Here is a 16,848-nt window from a genome sequence, read left to right as displayed (position 1 = left end):
GCTAATTACATAATATTTAAATATATTAGCTTTAGTGCTAATATATAGATTTAAACTTAATTCCTTAAAACCAGCGTCTAGTCAACGTACAATACTCTTTGTAAGTACGTCCAAATTTATTTAAAAGAATACGCTCTTCAGGTATAATCTGAAAACGATTCATATACCCTACAAAAGCGGCGGCTATTAAGGTATTAAAAGCATTTCCTAAAACCAATCCCAATGCCAGTAAAACAAGTAGCATAGCCAAATACATTGGATTGCGAGAAAATTTAAATATTCCGTTAACAACTAAATTAGAAGCTTTACTAGGCTTCGTAGGATCTACAGTAGTCTTTGCTCTATAAAATTGAAAAAGAGACAAAAGCCCAACTAAGCCCCCAAAACTCAACATTATTTTAAAAAGTAATAAACGACCAAAAAAATCAAAAAAACCAAAAGGCAAAAATGTAGCTAAAATATACATAGCAAATCCGAAGAGTAATAACAGTAAAGCAGGCGGTAACTTTAATTCCATTTTATAAAATTACTACTTTTGAGATTTAAAATTCCATAAACCAGTTCCCAAATTAAGAACATGAAACTTGTATTCGCTACACACAATTCTAATAAATTAAAAGAAATTCAACAACTACTACCCGCATTCATTGAACTGGTCAGTTTAAATACTATAGGATGCACAGACGAGATACCAGAGACAGCAAATACTTTAGAAGGTAATGCTAAGATAAAAGCAGATTTTGTCACTAAAAAGTACCAGCTACCATGTTTTGCCGATGATACAGGACTATTAGTAAACTCACTCAACGGCGAACCCGGCGTATATTCTGCGCGCTATGCTGGTGAACAAAACGATTCACAAGCCAATATATCTAAATTATTAAACAACTTAGAAAATAAAGAAGATAGAACAGCACATTTCAAAACTGTAATCGCTTTAAATATAAAAGGAGAAACACATATATTTGAAGGTAAAGTAAACGGAGAAATAACAATCAGCCAAAAAGGTCAACATGGTTTTGGTTATGACCCTATATTCAAGCCTAATGGTTATGTAGAAACATTTGCTGAATTACCTTTATCTGTAAAAAACAGCATAAGTCATCGTGGTCAAGCAGTTCAAAAATTGATAGCATATTTAAACAATATTAATGTTACAGAATAAAAACAATAGAGAAACCGTTGAAGTATCTGTCGCATCAGAAAGAGCTGAAGCTATTGGCGGTGTATTAATAGCACTATTTGCTGCACTCATGGCAATATCACAAATGGTGAATGGCGAGCTAGAGGAAGAAATGATGATTGCTCATAATAATGTTGTCAGTTACTCTAACTGGTATCAATCAAAAAGCATCAAAGAAAGCTTAAAAGAAAGTGAACTTGATTATTTAACCGCACTAATAAGTAGTGGAATAGTAACTGATGAAAAGGTTCAGGTTATTGAAGATAAAATAGCTTCGGTTCAAAAAAATATTGATAAGTATAATGCAGAAAAAACCGAGATTCTAAATGGTTCGGCATTTGTCGGAAAAGAAAATTGGACACAAGACATCGAAGGAGAAATAGGTGTAATTATCGGTGTCAAAGAATGGCAGCAATTAGCCGCAACGTATGATTATGCAACCAAAAAATTCGATTATGGTATGCTTTTTTTCCAAATTTGCATCGTACTAGGTGCTGTTTGCATTATAATATACGATAACCCAATTTTACAAAAAAGCCTTATTGTACTGATGATTATCTTTGGTATCACAGGCACTTTCCTATCTATTTACGGCTATATATTAGCCCCATAATATTACTTACCTATTTATTATACCAGTCCAATTATTCGCAGTACCTTTGCAAATTAATTAACGCCGCTAGTATAGCATGTGTTGCCCTGAGTCTAAATAGGTTATATACGATAATCGCTCTATGCAACATTCATATTTGCGATTTAGTATAACATATTTATGACAAAGTTTGAAGCACTAGGACTGCAAAAGTCCTTATTAGATGCTGTTGCTGATTTGGGTTTTGAAACCCCTTCAGAAGTACAGGAAAAAGCAATCCCTATTTTATTGGAAAGTGAAACCGATTTGGTTGCCTTAGCGCAAACCGGAACAGGTAAAACTGCCGCATTCGGTTTTCCATTAATTCAAAAAATTGATAGTAACAGTAGAACCACACAAGGTTTAATACTATCTCCTACTCGTGAGCTTTGCTTGCAGATTACCAAAGAAATGCAAGCGTATTCAAAATACGAACGCAATATTAATGTAGTTGCCATTTATGGCGGTGCTAGTATTACAGACCAAGCAAGACAAATAAAGCGAGGTGCTCAAATTATTGTAGCTACACCTGGTAGAATGAAAGACATGATCAGTAGACGTCTTGTAGATATCTCCAAGATTGATTACTGTATTCTTGATGAAGCGGATGAAATGTTGAATATGGGCTTCATGGAAGATATTAAAGATATTCTTTCTGGCACCCCTAGTGATAAATCTACTTGGTTGTTTTCTGCTACTATGCCTAAAGAGGTAGCGGTAATTGCAAAGAAATTCATGCACTCTCCACAAGAGATTACCGTGGGAGCAAAAAACTCAGGAGCATCGACCGTACAACATGAGTATTATGTTGTTGGTGGTAGAGATCGTTATCCTGCTTTAAAAAGATTGGCAGATACCAACCCGGATATATTTTCAGTTATTTTCTGTAGAACTAAAAGGGATACCCAAAAAGTTGCTGAAAATTTAATTGAAGATGGTTACAACGCAGGAGCCTTACATGGCGATTTGAGTCAGAACCAAAGAGATTTGGTAATGAATTCTTTTCGTAAAAGACAAATTCAAATGCTTGTAGCAACTGATGTTGCTGCGCGTGGTATTGATGTTGATGATATTACTCACGTAATCAATTATCAATTACCTGATGAAATCGAAACGTATACGCACCGTAGTGGTAGAACAGGTAGAGCTGGTAAGTCAGGTATCTCTATGGTAATTATTACACGTAGCGAACAACGTAAGATTAAAGCTATAGAAAACAAAATCAATCAGAAGTTTATAGCTAAACAAATTCCTACGGGAATGGAAATCTGTGAGATTCAATTGTATCACTTGGCAAACAAAATAAAGGATACAAAAATCAATGCAGACGTAGAAAATTATTTACCCGCAATCAATGATGTTCTTCAAGGAATTGACCGTGAAGAACTGATTAAAAAAATTGTATCGGTAGAATTTACTAGATTCTCTAACTATTACAACAAGTCTAAAGATTTAAATTCTTCTGATAACGGTAGAGATAGAGATAGAGATAGAGATGGCGATAGAGATAGAAGTGATGGCAGAAGAGGTGGCGAAACACCGACTAGTGGTGCTGTACGTTATTTCATAAACGTTGGTGAAAAGGATGGTTATGACTGGATGTCTCTTAAAGATTTCATTAGAGATACGGTTGGCCTAGGGCAAGAAGATGTTTTTAAAGTTGATGTAAAAGAAAGCTTTTCGTTTTTTAATACTGAATCAGAATCTACCCAACAAATTCTTGACAAGTTCACCGAGTTTAAAGTTGACGGACGATTTGTAAATGTAGAAGTTTCCAAAAACCCTGGTGGTGGCGGAGGCGGTAATCGCAGAAGCAGCGATGGAGGCGGCAGTAGCTTTAGAGGAAAAAGAAGCGGCAGAAGAGATGATGATCGCGGTGGTAAAGGAAGAAAAGATGGCGATCGTGAATCTAAAGGAAGAAGCCGAGGTCGAAGTGAATCTAGCAGCCCTAACTCTGGAAAAAGACGTAGCACTAAAAGAAAGGGTGATTTCTTTTAGTTAATTGTATATTAAAAATACGCTTCGGCGTATTTTTTTTATTTTGTTTGTATCCTTAAACGTGGCGATAGCAACATGAAATATTTTTTATTAGTATTATTTACTTTCATTTCACTTATTGGTTTTTCACAAGAAACAGAAGAAAGTCAACGCTTAAGTGCAGTTGTTATAAATGCACAAACTGAAGAACCTCTTGAAAGCGTTCATGTCGTCAACCTTAACCAAGTATTTGGCACCATTACTAATGAAAAAGGCGAATTTTCCATCGCTGCAGCTGTAAATGATACTCTTTACTTTTCTTTTCTTGGGTTCAAGTCTCAAAAAATAAGGGTTACCAACGACATGTTTAAATTTGAGAATACTGAAATAGCTTTAACTGAACTAGCGTATGCTTTAGAGGAGGTTATTGTAAGACCATATCAGCTTACCGGTTATTTAGAAATTGATGTGAAAAACCTTCCTATCAACAATGCTTATCAATATAGCATATCGGGTCTAGGTGTAAGTTATGAGGGAGGTAACAAAAACCCTAGTGCTGTTACAAAGGTACTGGGCGCTATTCTTAACCCAGCGGATTTACTACGAAACCTCTTTGGCAAGAAACCTGCACAAATGCGTAAACTTAGGCAAATGAGAGAAGACGATGAAATTCGTAATTTATTGGCTTCTAAGTTTGATCGTGAAACGCTAACAGAATTTCTTCAGTTAGAAAAAGTAGATATTCAAGATATTTTAAACAACTGTAATTACTCAAAATCTTTTATTACAACAGCTAATGACCTTCAAATTTTAGATGCCATTAGTAGTTGCTATGAAGAGTATAAAGTTCTTAATAGAAAAAAATAATATTTTTTTGATTCATATCCTTGTTATAGCTTTAGAGGAAATATTTAGGAAATGAAAAATTTATACTTTTTAGCACTCATTGCCATCGTACTGGCATCTTGCCAACCGAACGCAAAAGATACTAAAACCACATCTTCTGTAACCGACACCGTTGTCACAGCAAAAAAGAATCCTAATTTTCAGTGGGAAGCAGCTACAGTATATTTTCTACTTACAGACCGTTTTAATAATGGCAATCCAGAAAACGATTTAAACTTCGAAAGAGATGAGGCAACCGGAAAGCTAAGAGGCTTTATGGGTGGCGATATTCAAGGTATAACTCAAAAAATTAAAGATGGTTATTTTACTAAGCTTGGCGTAAACGCTATATGGTTTACCCCTGTAATAGAACAAGTTCATGGTGCCACCGATGAAGGCACTGGCAATACATATGCTTACCATGGGTATTGGGCAAAAGACTGGACAGCATTAGACCCTAATTTTGGAACGGAAAAAGATTTGGAAACTCTGGTTAAAACAGCTCATGAAAATGGTATTCGCGTTCTATTAGATGTAGTTTTGAACCACACAGGCCCAGTTACCGAAAAAGATCCTGTATGGCCAGAAGAATGGGTACGCACCTCTCCTACTTGCGAATTCACTACATATGAAAATACCACAAACTGCACCTTAGTAGCAAATTTGCCCGACATATTAACAGAATCTGATACGGCAATAAATTTACCTGACGCACTACTTGCCAAATGGAAAACCGAAGGCAGATTAAGTGAGGAATTAGATGAACTTGATTTATTTTTTGATAGAACTGGACACCCTAGGGCTCCTCGATTTTATATCATGAAGTGGCTTACCGATTACATAAATAAATATGGGGTTGATGGTTTTAGGGTTGATACCGTAAAACATGCCAATGAAAATGCATGGGCAGAACTCTATAAAGAATCGTCGGCGGCATTTGAGCTTTGGAAAAAGAAAAATGCTGATAAGGTTTTAGACAACAACCCTTTCTATATGGTTGGTGAAGTATATAATTACGGAATTTCCGGTGGTCGAGAATATGATTTTGGGGATAAAAAAGTAGATTATTTTGCTAACGGTTTCAAAAGTCTTATAAACTTTGAATTAAAGACAGACGCTGAAAAGGACTACGAATACATTTTTTCTAAATATAGCAAACTGCTACATACTACTTTAAAAGACAAAAGTGTTTTAAACTACCTTACATCGCACGATGATGGTCAGCCTTTCGACAAAGAACGTACAAACCCAAAAAGAGCTGCAAATGTTCTTCTATTAACCCCTGGTGCTTCACAGATCTATTATGGCGATGAAACGGCAAGAGACTTAACGATTGAAAATACTGAGGGTGATGCCACATTAAGATCTTTTATGAATTGGAATGAGCTTGATAGTTTAGCACAGACAAAAGAAATTTTAAATTATTGGCAGCAAATTGGTTCATTTAGAAATGACCACCCGGCCATCGGAGCTGGTATTCATAAAATAATCACTAAAGAGCCCTATGTTTTCAGCAGGTATTTGAATAAAGATGAGTTTTTTGATAAAGTTGTTATTGCTCTTGACTTACCAAAAGGGAAAAAATCAATCTCGGTAAAAGGTGTATTTGGAGATGGCACAAAACTTTATGACAGATATTCTGAAACCGAAAGTACTGTAGCCAATGGTAAAGTTGTTCTTGAAAATGATTTTGATATCGTTTTGTTAGAACCAAAGCAATAGTGAAAGTGAATACTAGGCATTAGAATGGAGGGCAATCCTATTTCCCTCAGTATCTTTCAGTAGACCCATAAAACCATGACCGTCACCTATTTCGGTTTTTTGCTGTAATATTTGTCCGCCTGCTTTCTCCACTTTGTCCAGTACAGTGGCTGTATCTTCACAGGCAAAGTATACCAATGCCCCTTCGGTTAAACTTGGTATATATTGCTCATGCTGCACCAAGGCACCATTTGCCTGACCTTTACTCGGCTTATCGGGAAACAGTCCCATTACAAATTGGCCAAAATTTTTGACAGTTATTGTAATGTCTAAAATAGTTTCGTAAAACTTTTGAGCTCGTTGCATATCTGCAACCGGAATTTCAAACCATGCTATCATATTTCACTGCTTAAATTATGTTTAAGATTCTGTAATCCTTGTTCAAAATCTTTACCTACCATTTTATCCATACTCATAAACAACATCATAATGCTCATAGGAAATTTATTAGTTCCTGTAAACCCCCAAGTCAATTTACTCCTATTATTATCCAGTTCCTCCAAATCCATATAACAATCAGACTGAGATTTAAACGGTTTTAAAAATCTTAAATCTTGTTCAATTCGCTTACCGTCAATTATTTTAGTTATTTCTTGCTCTCCCTCACCAACTTCTTTATTGCCATTCCAATAACTTACTGCACCAACTTCACCATCTATACCAGTAAATTTTTGGTCCATATTAGGGTCTTTTCTTGCCCATGGCGACCACTCTTGTTGCTTCTTTAAATATTTAAGTTGTCCCCAAACTTTTTCCGTAGGATGGTCTATTTCTACTGACCTATATACATGGTAACTTTTAGGAGCTAACAAGGATAGAATAATTAATATTGCCAATAAAACTGCTAACACTATTAATATGTAATACATCTGTTTATCAATTAGTTATTAGATAATAAGTTAAGTAAAATTTAATTATCAGCATGATATCTAATCAAGATATCATCGATACTTTTTATAGATTTTTTGGTCCAGTCTAAACGTTTCTCCATCATTTCTGAAGGGGTCAGCTTCCAGTCAAAATTGGAAGACTTTAATTTAGCAGTTAAGTGTTGTAGAATAATTGCTGCTGAAACTGAAATATTCAAACTTTCGGTAAAACCGACCATTGGTATTTTTAAAAAAGCATCAGAATTTTCTAATACGTAGTCGCTTAAACCCTTATTTTCAGTACCAAAGAATAGGGCCATTTTACCATCTAATTCATAATCTTGCAATAATGAGCTATCGGCATGTGGGCTGGTAGCAACAATTTTATACCCTTTATTTCTAAGTACATCAACGACCTCTTTCGAATTTTTATATCTTTTAACATCTACCCATTTTTGAGCACCCATAGCAATTTCCTCATCTAAGCGTTGGCCATATTTACCCTCAATTAAATGTGCTTGCTGTATGCCAAATGACTCACAGCTACGTATTACCGCACTAGTATTATGCATTTGATAAACATCTTCTACTGCAACCGTTATATAATTAGTTCTATGGCTTAATATATCATTAAACCGCCTCATTCTTTTTTCTGAAATAAATTCTTCTAAATACGCCAAAAGCTTCTCATCTATCATGCATCCAAGATAAGAAAAGTATATTTTTAAGCTGAATTTGAAAGAACCCATGAAAAATATTGTTGTATTAACCGGAGCAGGAATATCGGCCGAAAGCGGATTAAAAACGTTTAGAGATGCTAATGGGTTATGGGAAGGTCATGACGTTATGGAAGTTGCCTCTCCTCAAGGTTTTCATAACAACCCACAATTGGTCTTAGAATTTTACAACCAACGTAGAAGACAATTATTAAGCGTGTATCCGAATCAAGCTCACCTAGCTTTGGTTGAACTGGAGAAGCACTATAATGTACATATTATAACACAGAACGTAGATGATTTACACGAACGAGCCGGTAGTTCTCACGTGCTTCATTTACACGGCGAATTATTAAAAGCCCGAAGTATTGCTTCAACAGACGATGTATTTGCCTGGAAAAAGGATATACTCTTAGGAGATAAATGCAAAAAAGGGTATCAGATTAGACCCTATATTGTTTGGTTCGGTGAGGCTGTTCCCTTATTAGAAGATGCCATAACTATTACAGAAAAGGCCGATTATCTCATAATCATAGGTACCTCAATGAAAGTTTATCCGGCGGCAAGCCTTATAGATTTTGCGAAGGCAAATACACCTATATTCTTCATAGATCCAAAACCAGTAATTAAAGGTGCTTTGAATGGTAATTTGACTGTTATCTCAGAAAACGCAGTCAAAGGGGTTCCTACTTTGGTTGCTTCCCTAATTGGTAAATAATTCTTGTTTGCTTTACCCACGCTACAATTTCACCCACTTCCTCATCAGTTAGCTTAGAATTGCTGTGCAGATATGTGTACTCGGTTAATGGCATATCTTCTTGAACAACCATTTCTTCAATCTCTTCTAAAAGATGGTCTTTCTTATCTATCGAATAGGTTTGCCATTCAGAAAAATTTAAGTGCTTCTTTCCTTCTTTTACATGACTGCCAATCCAATATGAAATTGGAGCAATATTATTATACCATGGGTAAGCAGTATTATTACTATGGCAATCATAACAAGAGGTTTCAAATAAAGCCTTCAACTGAGGAGAAGGATTGGTCTCTTTAATAAAAATTTGGGTATGATTACCAGGGGAAATATTCTTTGTAGGACTGTAAAATTGCATGGCTATCAAAACTAAAACCACACCTAGGCTAATTTTTTTTAGTAATTTCATATTTGGGGGAAATATCGAATAAAGATACAATTTTATGACCAATGAAGAACTTTGCCAAGCATTGAATTATGTTAATGCAACACGAGAAAATCGTAGTAAGATGGCAAATAAAATTGAAGAAAATCTCCCACTAATTCCTGTTTTAATAGCTATTTCTAAAGATAATATAGACCCCATATCATGCAAAGCAAGTTGGGTATTAGAATCTCTTGTAAAGAAAAAGTTAGAATTTATTTTTCCACATATAGATGCATTTACATTTGCGCTTTCTAACTTAACCTTAGAATCATCAATTCGGCCAGCCTCAAAAATATGCTCGCTTCTAGTTGAAAATCATTATTCAAATAAAACATCACTTTCAAAAAAAGTGCTTACCAAAGAACATTTAAATATTATTGCTGAAGCAGCATTCGATTGGCTCATTGGCAACCATAAAGTTGCCCCTAAAGCATATTCAATGACAACTCTTTTATTGCTTGGCAAAAACATAACTTGGATTCATCCAGAATTACAAGTTATTTTAAAACAGAATTATGAAAATGGCAGTGCTGCTTATAAAGCACGCGCAAGAATGACTTTAAAAGCACTTAAAAAAAGTTAACCAAATCAAATTAGAACTACATTTTCTTTTATTTGAAAATCACTTTTTGACTGTAACTTAAATCGAATAGTGTTTTAATCTATGCTATGAATAGGTATATTTGCCGCTTATTAATTCAACCATTAATTATGTCTCTTAACGCATTAAATGCCATTTCTCCAATCGACGGCCGCTATAGTTCAAAAACCAAATCATTGTCTTCTTATTTTTCTGAAGAAGCTTTGATAAAGTATAGAGTAAGAGTAGAAATAGAATATTTTATTGCTCTTTGTGAGATTCCTTTAAAACAGTTATCTACTTTTGATTCTTCTAAGTTCAAAGAATTACGTAAAATATATACGGAGTTTACTACAGCAGATGCACTAGAAATTAAAGAGATAGAAAAAGTAACCAACCACGATGTTAAAGCGGTTGAGTATTTTATAAAAAAGGCTTTTGACTCTTTGGGCCTTTCTAAATTTAAAGAGTTTATTCACTTCGGATTAACATCACAAGACATTAATAACACTGCCATTCCTCTTTCTATTAAAGAAGCGATGAATGAAGTTTATGTTCCACAATATTTCGAATTGCTAGAAAAACTAGATGTTCTAACATTAGAATGGGCAGATATACCAATGCTAGCAAGAACGCATGGTCAACCTGCATCTCCTACACGATTAGGAAAAGAAATAATGGTGTATGTAGTTCGATTAAAAGAACAATTTAATTTATTGAACGATATACCTAGTGCTGCTAAATTTGGCGGTGCAACTGGTAATTTTAATGCACATTTGGTCGCATACCCTTCTATAGATTGGAGAGAATTCGGTCAAAATTTCGTTCAAGAAAAATTAGGCCTTCAACATTCTTTTCCAACAACACAAATTGAACATTACGACCATATGGCCGCACTTTTCGATACTCTTAAACGTATTAATACTATCGTATTAGATTTAGACCGTGATTTTTGGACGTATGTATCCATGGATTATTTTAAACAGAAAATTAAGGCTGGTGAAGTTGGTTCGTCTGCAATGCCTCATAAAGTAAACCCTATCGATTTCGAAAATTCAGAAGGTAACTTAGGTATTGCTAACGCTATTTTTGAACATTTATCTGCAAAATTACCAGTTTCAAGATTACAACGCGATTTAACAGATAGTACTGTACTCCGTAATGTAGGTGTACCATTTGCCCATACCATGATTGCTTTTCAATCTACCTTAAAAGGATTAAATAAGTTATTATTAAACAGAGATAAGTTCGAACAAGATTTAGAGAATAATTGGGCGGTTGTTGCCGAAGCAATTCAAACTATTTTAAGGCGTGAAAGTTATCCAAATCCATATGAGGCTTTGAAAGGACTTACGCGTACAAATGAAAAAATCAATAAAAATTCTATTGCTAATTTTATTGACACCTTAGAAGTTTCCGATGCTATCAAAAAAGAGCTCAAGCAAATATCTCCAAGTAATTATACCGGAATTTAATAATAGTAGGATACTAATTTCAAAATTTGCTTAAATAAAAAGACCACCTTCCGGTGGTCTTTTTTCTTCCTATTATTATTATTACTTATTAATTTGAACTTCGTGTGGATAAGGAATTTCAATACCTGCACTATCCAATGCTTTCTTAGTTCCTTCTATAGTTGCAAAATATACATCCCAATAATCTTCTGGCTTACAAAAAGGGCGTACTGCTAGGTTCACAGAACTATCTGCTAATTCAGATACGTTAACCGATGGGGCTGGATCCTTTAACACTTTAGGGTTTGCCACTAACATAGCTAATAAAGCATCTTTAGTTTTTTGAAAATCAGAATCATAACTCACACCAACTGTGGTATCAACTCTCATTTTACCTTCTGCAGTATAGTTGATGATGTTTCCATTTGCCATCGCACCATTAGGAATGATAGCCAATTTATTTTGAGGGGTAATTAACTTAGTTGTAAAGATTTCAATTTCTTTTACATTACCTAAAACACCTTGTGCTTCAATTAAATCTCCAATTTTATAAGGTTTAAAAATAATAAGTAAAACACCACCTGCGAAATTTGATAATGATCCTTGTAAAGCTAAGCCAATAGCTAAACCAGCAGCGGCTATTAGAGCAGCAAAACTTGTAGTTTCAACCCCTAATGTTGAAATAACAGTGATAATAAGAAAGATAGTAAGTGCCCATTTAACTAAACTTAATAAGAACTTTTTGAGTGATTCGTCATACTCTTGTTTGGTCATACCTTTTCTGGCAACACCAACCAATTTCTTTATAACCCAAGAACCAATAATATAAATTAAAATCGCACCAATAATTTTTGGTCCGAATACCATTATAAAATCAATTCCTTTGTCAATCCATACTTGTGCGTCTTCCATTTTAAATAGTTTTTTATTTAGGTTCTTATTTAGGTTCTTATTTAATCGTCCTCAATAATATGACACACTTTTTTTTAAAAGGTCACATTAAAAATAAGTTTAAACCTCATTTTAAAACAAAAAAACCTGTCACTTATTCGTAACAGGTTTTTTTGTTTTAAAAATAATACGCTAAATAATTAGCCTTTTATCAAATTTCCGAGTTGTTCAAGGCCTTTACCGTCAAAATCAGATTTTTCCATAGCTTGTATCAATTGCACGAAACTTGCTGGGTTCATATCATCACCCAAAACACGAACCAGAATTAATCCTTTTTCGTCATTATCTCCATAGATTACAATTTCATCTATGGTATCATCGTCCCCTTTCAATTGAATTGTAGCTTTTCCAAAAGATGTATTCATCTTCATTAATTCGCTAAAATCTGAACTTTTTAAAATCGTCTTAATAGCTGCCTTTTGTACTTCATAATCGGCAGTGTTATTATCCTTTTTCTGAAATGCTAGAATGTTTAGCTTCTTAAGAGAACTTGCTGTCTTTTTTTGAGTTTCACTCAATTCTGCCTTTTCTAAATTCAAAAGACTAGAAGGTAAATCGAAAGACATGAAATTCGGATTCTCTGAACTAGCAATAAAATACTGCTGTAGACTTTGTTCTGAAGAACAAGATGAAATGGTAAAACCTATTACCATAACTAAAACCCAATATACTTTTTTCATAATGCATTTTTTAAAATTGAAGGAAAGAACCCTCCGGTTTTACGAAAAATCCTTTCCTAAAATAAATTACTTACCAGAAGCTTTATTCAAATCTTGCGGTAAATTCATTTTGTTGGTAATCGACCCAATTTTATTTAAATCGATATCACCAGTTAGGCTGACCAAAACAGTTTCCAGTTTTCTACCATGATCACCTATTTCAACATTATCCAATCCTGATACAAACATTAATAATTCTGTCACATGGTCCTTTTTAGCACCATCTCTAATATAGAATTTAACATTTACATCTTTGTCCTTTACACGCATTAATTCTTCTAATTTCGAAGACTTAAGATACTTTTTTACCGTTGCAGACATATCTGCCGAAACAGATGCGTCTTCGGTCATAAAAACTTTTATGTTTTTAAGTCCGCTAGCTACGTCCATAAACTCCTTCGCTTCGGCATCATCACTCATTCCTCCTAATTTAGAGACTAAGTCTATCATACCTTTGTTCACGATTACAGAACCTACGTTATCCATATCCTCATACTTATCGAATACAGACTGTGAGAAACCCAATGCGGGTAAAATTGCCATTAAAAATACTACTGCTACTTTTTTCATGATTGTTGTTTTTAGTACATCTACCCTATTATAGGATAAAAGTGATTGATGAATTGATGAATACTTGTTTATCAAAAGCGTTAATTTAATTAGGGATTAACGCTTATTGATTATTATTTAATTCCCCTTTTTAGATGCTTTCCCTAATTGGTCGCCTCCTGGTAAATCCATTTTATCGGTCAATTTAGACACCGATCGTAAATTGATATCTCCTGTCAAGGATAGTAAAACCGTTTCGAGTTTTTTACCATTAATGTCTATATCCATATCTTTCATACCGGTTACGAACATTAATAACTCTTTAACATGGTCACTGTCTTTACCTTCCTTTACATAAAATCTCACATTAGAACCACCATCCCTTACTCGCATTAATTCTTCAAATGATGAACTTTTTAAGCGATTGGTCACCCAACTATCTACATCTTTAGAAATAGCTGCGTCATCGGTTGTAATGACTTTAAAGCTTGTAATTGAATTTACAAGTTCAAAAAACTCTTTTGCTTCTGGGTCATCTGAGCTTACACTCATTTTACCTAACATTTGAAACATCTTAGGTTGCATGGCAACAAAGGTCACTTTGTCATTATCTTCGTATTTATCGAAAATATCTTGTGCTCTTGAAATAATCGGAGCCAAAACCAACATTGTTAATAGTACTATCTTTTTCATTTTAATTATTTTTTGGTTAAAAATTTATTTGTTGTTTTTTCGAATTCTTCTAAATGATACAGTTGCTCAGTACCTTTATTAAAATTCATTGCTAATAAGGCAAAAGCCTCTTGTGCAGACTCAATTTCTTCCTGTGTATACTCGTCTGCTAAAGTAACTGGGGCTGGTGTTGGTTGATACATATACAACCCGACCATAAAGACTGCTATCGCGGCAACAGAAACCCATTTCAAATAATTTATTCTAGGTTTTAACGGGACCTGCTTTGTAAAGCGTTCTTCTTTAGCTTTGGTGAAATAATTGAACAAAGGTGCATGTTGCTCTAAATGAGGCGCAACACTCTCTTTTGAAAAATACTCCCTTAGCGTTTCTTCTTCAGCAACCGTGGTGGTAGCCTCAAAATATTTCTCTATTAATTTTTCTATGTTATGCAATTCCATAATTGTGCTTTTCAATTAATTTTTCCCGTACGGTTTTTCGTGCTCTGGATAAAGCTACCCGTATGGCTGTAGGCTTCATATCCAGTAATTTTTCTATTTCTTCGTATTCGTATTGCTCTACATCTCGCAATTGTAATACCATTTTTTGTTGCTCTGGTAATTCGGCCATAATTCGTTCAACCCAACTAATACTGTCTTTAGCTTCTAACTCACTTTGTAGTGAAGTACTAGAATCAGTATAATTACTATGCACCAATTTTAAATTACCTGCTTGTTTAGATTTTAATCTGTCCAGACAGAAATTTTTTGTCATGGTCATCGCAAAAGCTTCAACATTATTATAGGTTTCTATTTTATTCTTCTTATCCCATAACTTTATAAGTATCTCTTGCGTGGCATCTTCTGCTTCCTCCGTTGATACCAATAATCTTTTGGCCATGCGGAACAATTTATCCTTAAACGGTAATACAATATTTAAAAACTCTGTTTGCTTCATTTTGGTTTGGCTGTTTGTAAGCTTGCTAACAGGCTTACAAAAAGAAGACGAAGTTGAACGATTTTTGTTACAATTAATTTTTAATTTGATTGCTTGTTACTAAATTTAACATCCTTACAGCAAATATATCCGTATTTAAAAAGACGTATATTATTGCATTCTTATGAGTGTTCTATAAATTGGAACGTTTATTGTTACAAATAAAAATTAAAAAAAACTATGAAAAAATTTTTCTTGTCCCTCCTATGCTTAGGCTTCGTTGTTCTTTCTTGTAATAAAAATGATGATGACCCCATACTTGAAGAAGAAGTAATTGAAGTTCCTGAAGAAGAGGTACCAGTTGTTGTTGACATTGAAGTTCAAAACTTTTTTTGGCAAACTTTAAACCTCTATTATTTTTGGCAAGGTGATGTGCCAGATTTGGCAGATGATCGTTTTGATACTCAAGCAGGGTACGAAGAATTTCTTACTGCCAACCCAGAACCCGTTGATTTTTTAGAGAACAAACTACTTTTTTCTGAAGATAGATTCACTTTTTATAGTGATGATTATACAGATTTAGTAAATAACTCTGCAGGTGTATCTAAAAGTAATGGTCTGCAATTTGGACTATCATTAATAGGTGACACTGATGATGTTTTCGGTTATGTGGAATATATTATTAAAAATTCTGACGCATCTAATAAAGATATTAAAAGAGGCGAAGTCTTTACCGGCGTAAATGGCACAAACTTAAATAGAACAAATTATATAGATCTTCTGTTTGGTGATAATGACACCTATACTTTAAACATGGCTGAAATAGTAAACAATACTATTAGCCCAATTAATAAGGAGGTTACTTTAACTAAACAAGAAGGATTGCGAGAAGACCCTATTTTTGCCACTGAAGTTATTACATCGGGAGATAAAAAAATTGGTTATTTCATGTACAACCAATTTGTATCCGGTTCAGAAGATGCCATGAATGCCGTTTTTGCCGATTTTATATCTCAAGGTGTAACCGATTTGGTTTTAGATCTACGATACAACTTAGGTGGTAGAGGTTCTACTGCTACTATCTTAGCTAGTTTAATAAAAGGTACTAGTACTTCAGATTTACTTTTTAGAACTATTTATAATGCAAAATTACAAGCAGAATTCGACAGTAGTTTAACAGATAATTATTTTGTAAGCACCACCGGTGCTTTCGATGGTAATTCGAACGCTGCTTTAAATACATTAAACCTAAGTCAAGTATATATTATAGCTACTTCAAGTTCGGCTTCAGCAAGTGAATTGGTAATGGTCGGTTTAGAACCTTATATAAATGTTGTTCATATCGGCTCAACTACAGTTGGTAAAAACCAAGGTTCCCTATTATTTGTTGATGATCCAGAAGGGGGCAATGTTTATGATGAAACCAGAGTAAATAATATAAATCCTAATGTACAATGGGGTCTTCAACCTATTATTAGTAGAGTGGAAAATAGTGCAGGCTTTTCTGATTATGCAGACGGATTAATACCTGATATTGAACTTGATGAAGATATTACCAATTTAGGTGTTCTTGGTGATGCTAACGAACCTCTTCTTGCAAGAGCAATTCAAGAAATTACGGGTATAGGAGCTAAAAGAAGTTTTGATGTCATAATACCTGCGCGTGTTATTTCGAGCTCTAAACTACACGATCCTAGAAATGCTACATTATTATTAAACAACAGCGTACCTACCTCAAAATTTTCACTTACTCAAAAGAAATAAAATTCAAAGATTTTAGTTTCCCT

Annotated in this window: 20 protein-coding genes; 9 read left to right on the top strand and 11 right to left on the bottom strand. The window is 34.2% G+C overall.

Features of this window, described 5'->3' with window-relative positions; translation table 11 throughout:
- Positions 1 to 64: 64 nt before the first annotated feature.
- Complete coding sequence (locus tag B5X55_RS16395; protein ID WP_079513872.1) at positions 65 to 517, bottom strand: methyltransferase family protein; 453 nt, start codon at positions 515 to 517, stop codon at positions 65 to 67.
- Between the two features lie 60 nt (positions 518 to 577).
- Between B5X55_RS16395 and B5X55_RS16390 the strand changes: the two genes are divergently transcribed.
- From B5X55_RS16390 to B5X55_RS16370, 5 genes are all read left to right on the top strand, one after another.
- Complete coding sequence (locus tag B5X55_RS16390; RefSeq protein ID WP_079513870.1) at positions 578 to 1,165, top strand: non-canonical purine NTP diphosphatase; 588 nt, start codon at positions 578 to 580, stop codon at positions 1,163 to 1,165.
- Entirely contained in the window at positions 1,152 to 1,796 is a 645-nt protein-coding gene (locus B5X55_RS16385) for a DUF4337 domain-containing protein (protein ID WP_079513868.1), read from the top strand. Before B5X55_RS16390 ends, B5X55_RS16385 begins: the two co-directional genes overlap by 14 nt.
- A gap of 159 nt (positions 1,797 to 1,955) precedes the next feature.
- Positions 1,956 to 3,812, top strand: coding sequence for a DEAD/DEAH box helicase (locus B5X55_RS16380; RefSeq protein ID WP_079513867.1), 1,857 nt, complete (start codon positions 1,956 to 1,958; stop codon positions 3,810 to 3,812).
- A gap of 75 nt (positions 3,813 to 3,887) precedes the next feature.
- Complete coding sequence (locus B5X55_RS16375; RefSeq protein ID WP_079513865.1) at positions 3,888 to 4,658, top strand: carboxypeptidase-like regulatory domain-containing protein; 771 nt, start codon at positions 3,888 to 3,890, stop codon at positions 4,656 to 4,658.
- Between the two features lie 51 nt (positions 4,659 to 4,709).
- On the top strand, positions 4,710 to 6,398 hold the full coding sequence (locus B5X55_RS16370) for an alpha-amylase family glycosyl hydrolase (protein WP_079513863.1): 1,689 nt from the start codon (positions 4,710 to 4,712) through the stop codon (positions 6,396 to 6,398).
- Positions 6,399 to 6,410: 12 nt separating this feature from the next.
- Here B5X55_RS16370 and B5X55_RS16365 read toward each other — a convergent pair whose 3' ends face one another.
- From B5X55_RS16365 to B5X55_RS16355, 3 genes are read right to left on the bottom strand one after another with little or no spacing between them, the layout of a single operon-like run.
- Positions 6,411 to 6,776, bottom strand: coding sequence for a VOC family protein (locus tag B5X55_RS16365; protein WP_079513861.1), 366 nt, complete (start codon positions 6,774 to 6,776; stop codon positions 6,411 to 6,413).
- On the bottom strand, positions 6,773 to 7,306 hold the full coding sequence (locus B5X55_RS16360; RefSeq protein WP_079513859.1) for an SRPBCC family protein: 534 nt from the start codon (positions 7,304 to 7,306) through the stop codon (positions 6,773 to 6,775). The genes B5X55_RS16365 and B5X55_RS16360 overlap by 4 nt, the downstream gene beginning before the upstream one ends.
- Before the next feature lie 41 nt (positions 7,307 to 7,347).
- Positions 7,348 to 8,004 (bottom strand): TrmH family RNA methyltransferase, encoded by a 657-nt coding sequence (locus B5X55_RS16355; RefSeq protein WP_079514001.1) that lies wholly within the window; start codon positions 8,002 to 8,004, stop codon positions 7,348 to 7,350.
- Between the two features lie 49 nt (positions 8,005 to 8,053).
- Here B5X55_RS16355 and B5X55_RS16350 point away from each other — a divergent pair, with 49 nt between their 5' ends.
- Positions 8,054 to 8,740, top strand: coding sequence for an SIR2 family NAD-dependent protein deacylase (locus B5X55_RS16350; protein WP_079513857.1), 687 nt, complete (start codon positions 8,054 to 8,056; stop codon positions 8,738 to 8,740).
- Here the strand turns inward: B5X55_RS16350 and B5X55_RS16345 are convergent.
- Positions 8,709 to 9,182, bottom strand: a complete 474-nt coding sequence (locus B5X55_RS16345; protein ID WP_079513855.1) for a heme-binding domain-containing protein — start codon at positions 9,180 to 9,182, stop codon at positions 8,709 to 8,711. The genes B5X55_RS16350 and B5X55_RS16345 overlap by 32 nt on opposite strands.
- A 34-nt stretch (positions 9,183 to 9,216) precedes the next feature.
- On the opposite strand from B5X55_RS16345, the gene B5X55_RS16340 reads away from it, so the two are divergent.
- Positions 9,217 to 9,783: an adenylosuccinate lyase gene (locus B5X55_RS16340; RefSeq protein ID WP_079513853.1), complete on the top strand. Its 567-nt coding sequence runs from the start codon at positions 9,217 to 9,219 to the stop codon at positions 9,781 to 9,783.
- 128 nt (positions 9,784 to 9,911) lie between these two features.
- Entirely contained in the window at positions 9,912 to 11,255 is a 1,344-nt protein-coding gene (purB, locus tag B5X55_RS16335; RefSeq protein WP_079513851.1) for an adenylosuccinate lyase, read from the top strand.
- 81 nt (positions 11,256 to 11,336) lie between these two features.
- Here the strand turns inward: purB and B5X55_RS16330 are convergent, their stop codons facing one another.
- The 6 genes from B5X55_RS16330 to B5X55_RS16305 form a co-directional block, all read right to left on the bottom strand.
- Positions 11,337 to 12,146: a mechanosensitive ion channel family protein gene (locus B5X55_RS16330; RefSeq protein WP_079513849.1), complete on the bottom strand. Its 810-nt coding sequence runs from the start codon at positions 12,144 to 12,146 to the stop codon at positions 11,337 to 11,339.
- Between the two features lie 179 nt (positions 12,147 to 12,325).
- Positions 12,326 to 12,865, bottom strand: a complete 540-nt coding sequence (locus B5X55_RS16325) for a GFO_1091 family lipoprotein (RefSeq protein WP_079513847.1) — start codon at positions 12,863 to 12,865, stop codon at positions 12,326 to 12,328.
- 66 nt (positions 12,866 to 12,931) lie between these two features.
- Positions 12,932 to 13,474, bottom strand: coding sequence for a GFO_1090 family protein (locus tag B5X55_RS16320; RefSeq protein WP_079513845.1), 543 nt, complete (start codon positions 13,472 to 13,474; stop codon positions 12,932 to 12,934).
- Between the two features lie 117 nt (positions 13,475 to 13,591).
- Positions 13,592 to 14,146: a GFO_1090 family protein gene (locus tag B5X55_RS16315; protein ID WP_079513843.1), complete on the bottom strand. Its 555-nt coding sequence runs from the start codon at positions 14,144 to 14,146 to the stop codon at positions 13,592 to 13,594.
- A 5-nt stretch (positions 14,147 to 14,151) separates the two neighbouring features.
- Entirely contained in the window at positions 14,152 to 14,586 is a 435-nt protein-coding gene (locus tag B5X55_RS16310; protein WP_079513841.1) for a PG0215 family putative anti-sigma factor, read from the bottom strand.
- Entirely contained in the window at positions 14,573 to 15,082 is a 510-nt protein-coding gene (locus B5X55_RS16305; protein WP_079513839.1) for a GFO_1088 family ECF-type sigma factor, read from the bottom strand. The genes B5X55_RS16310 and B5X55_RS16305 overlap by 14 nt, the downstream gene beginning before the upstream one ends.
- 219 nt (positions 15,083 to 15,301) lie before the next feature.
- On the opposite strand from B5X55_RS16305, the gene B5X55_RS16300 reads away from it, so the two are divergent.
- Positions 15,302 to 16,825 carry a GFO_1087 family putative carboxy terminal peptidase gene (locus B5X55_RS16300; RefSeq protein ID WP_079513837.1) on the top strand — a complete coding sequence of 508 codons (1,524 nt, stop codon included), beginning with the start codon at positions 15,302 to 15,304 and terminating at the stop codon, positions 16,823 to 16,825.
- Positions 16,826 to 16,848 lie beyond the last annotated feature (23 nt).

It is taken from the genome of Maribacter arcticus (assembly GCF_900167935.1).
Lineage (GTDB): Bacteria > Bacteroidota > Bacteroidia > Flavobacteriales > Flavobacteriaceae > Maribacter > Maribacter arcticus.
Note: the sequence above shows the minus strand (reverse complement) of the source record. Positions and strands in the feature narration are given on the sequence as shown.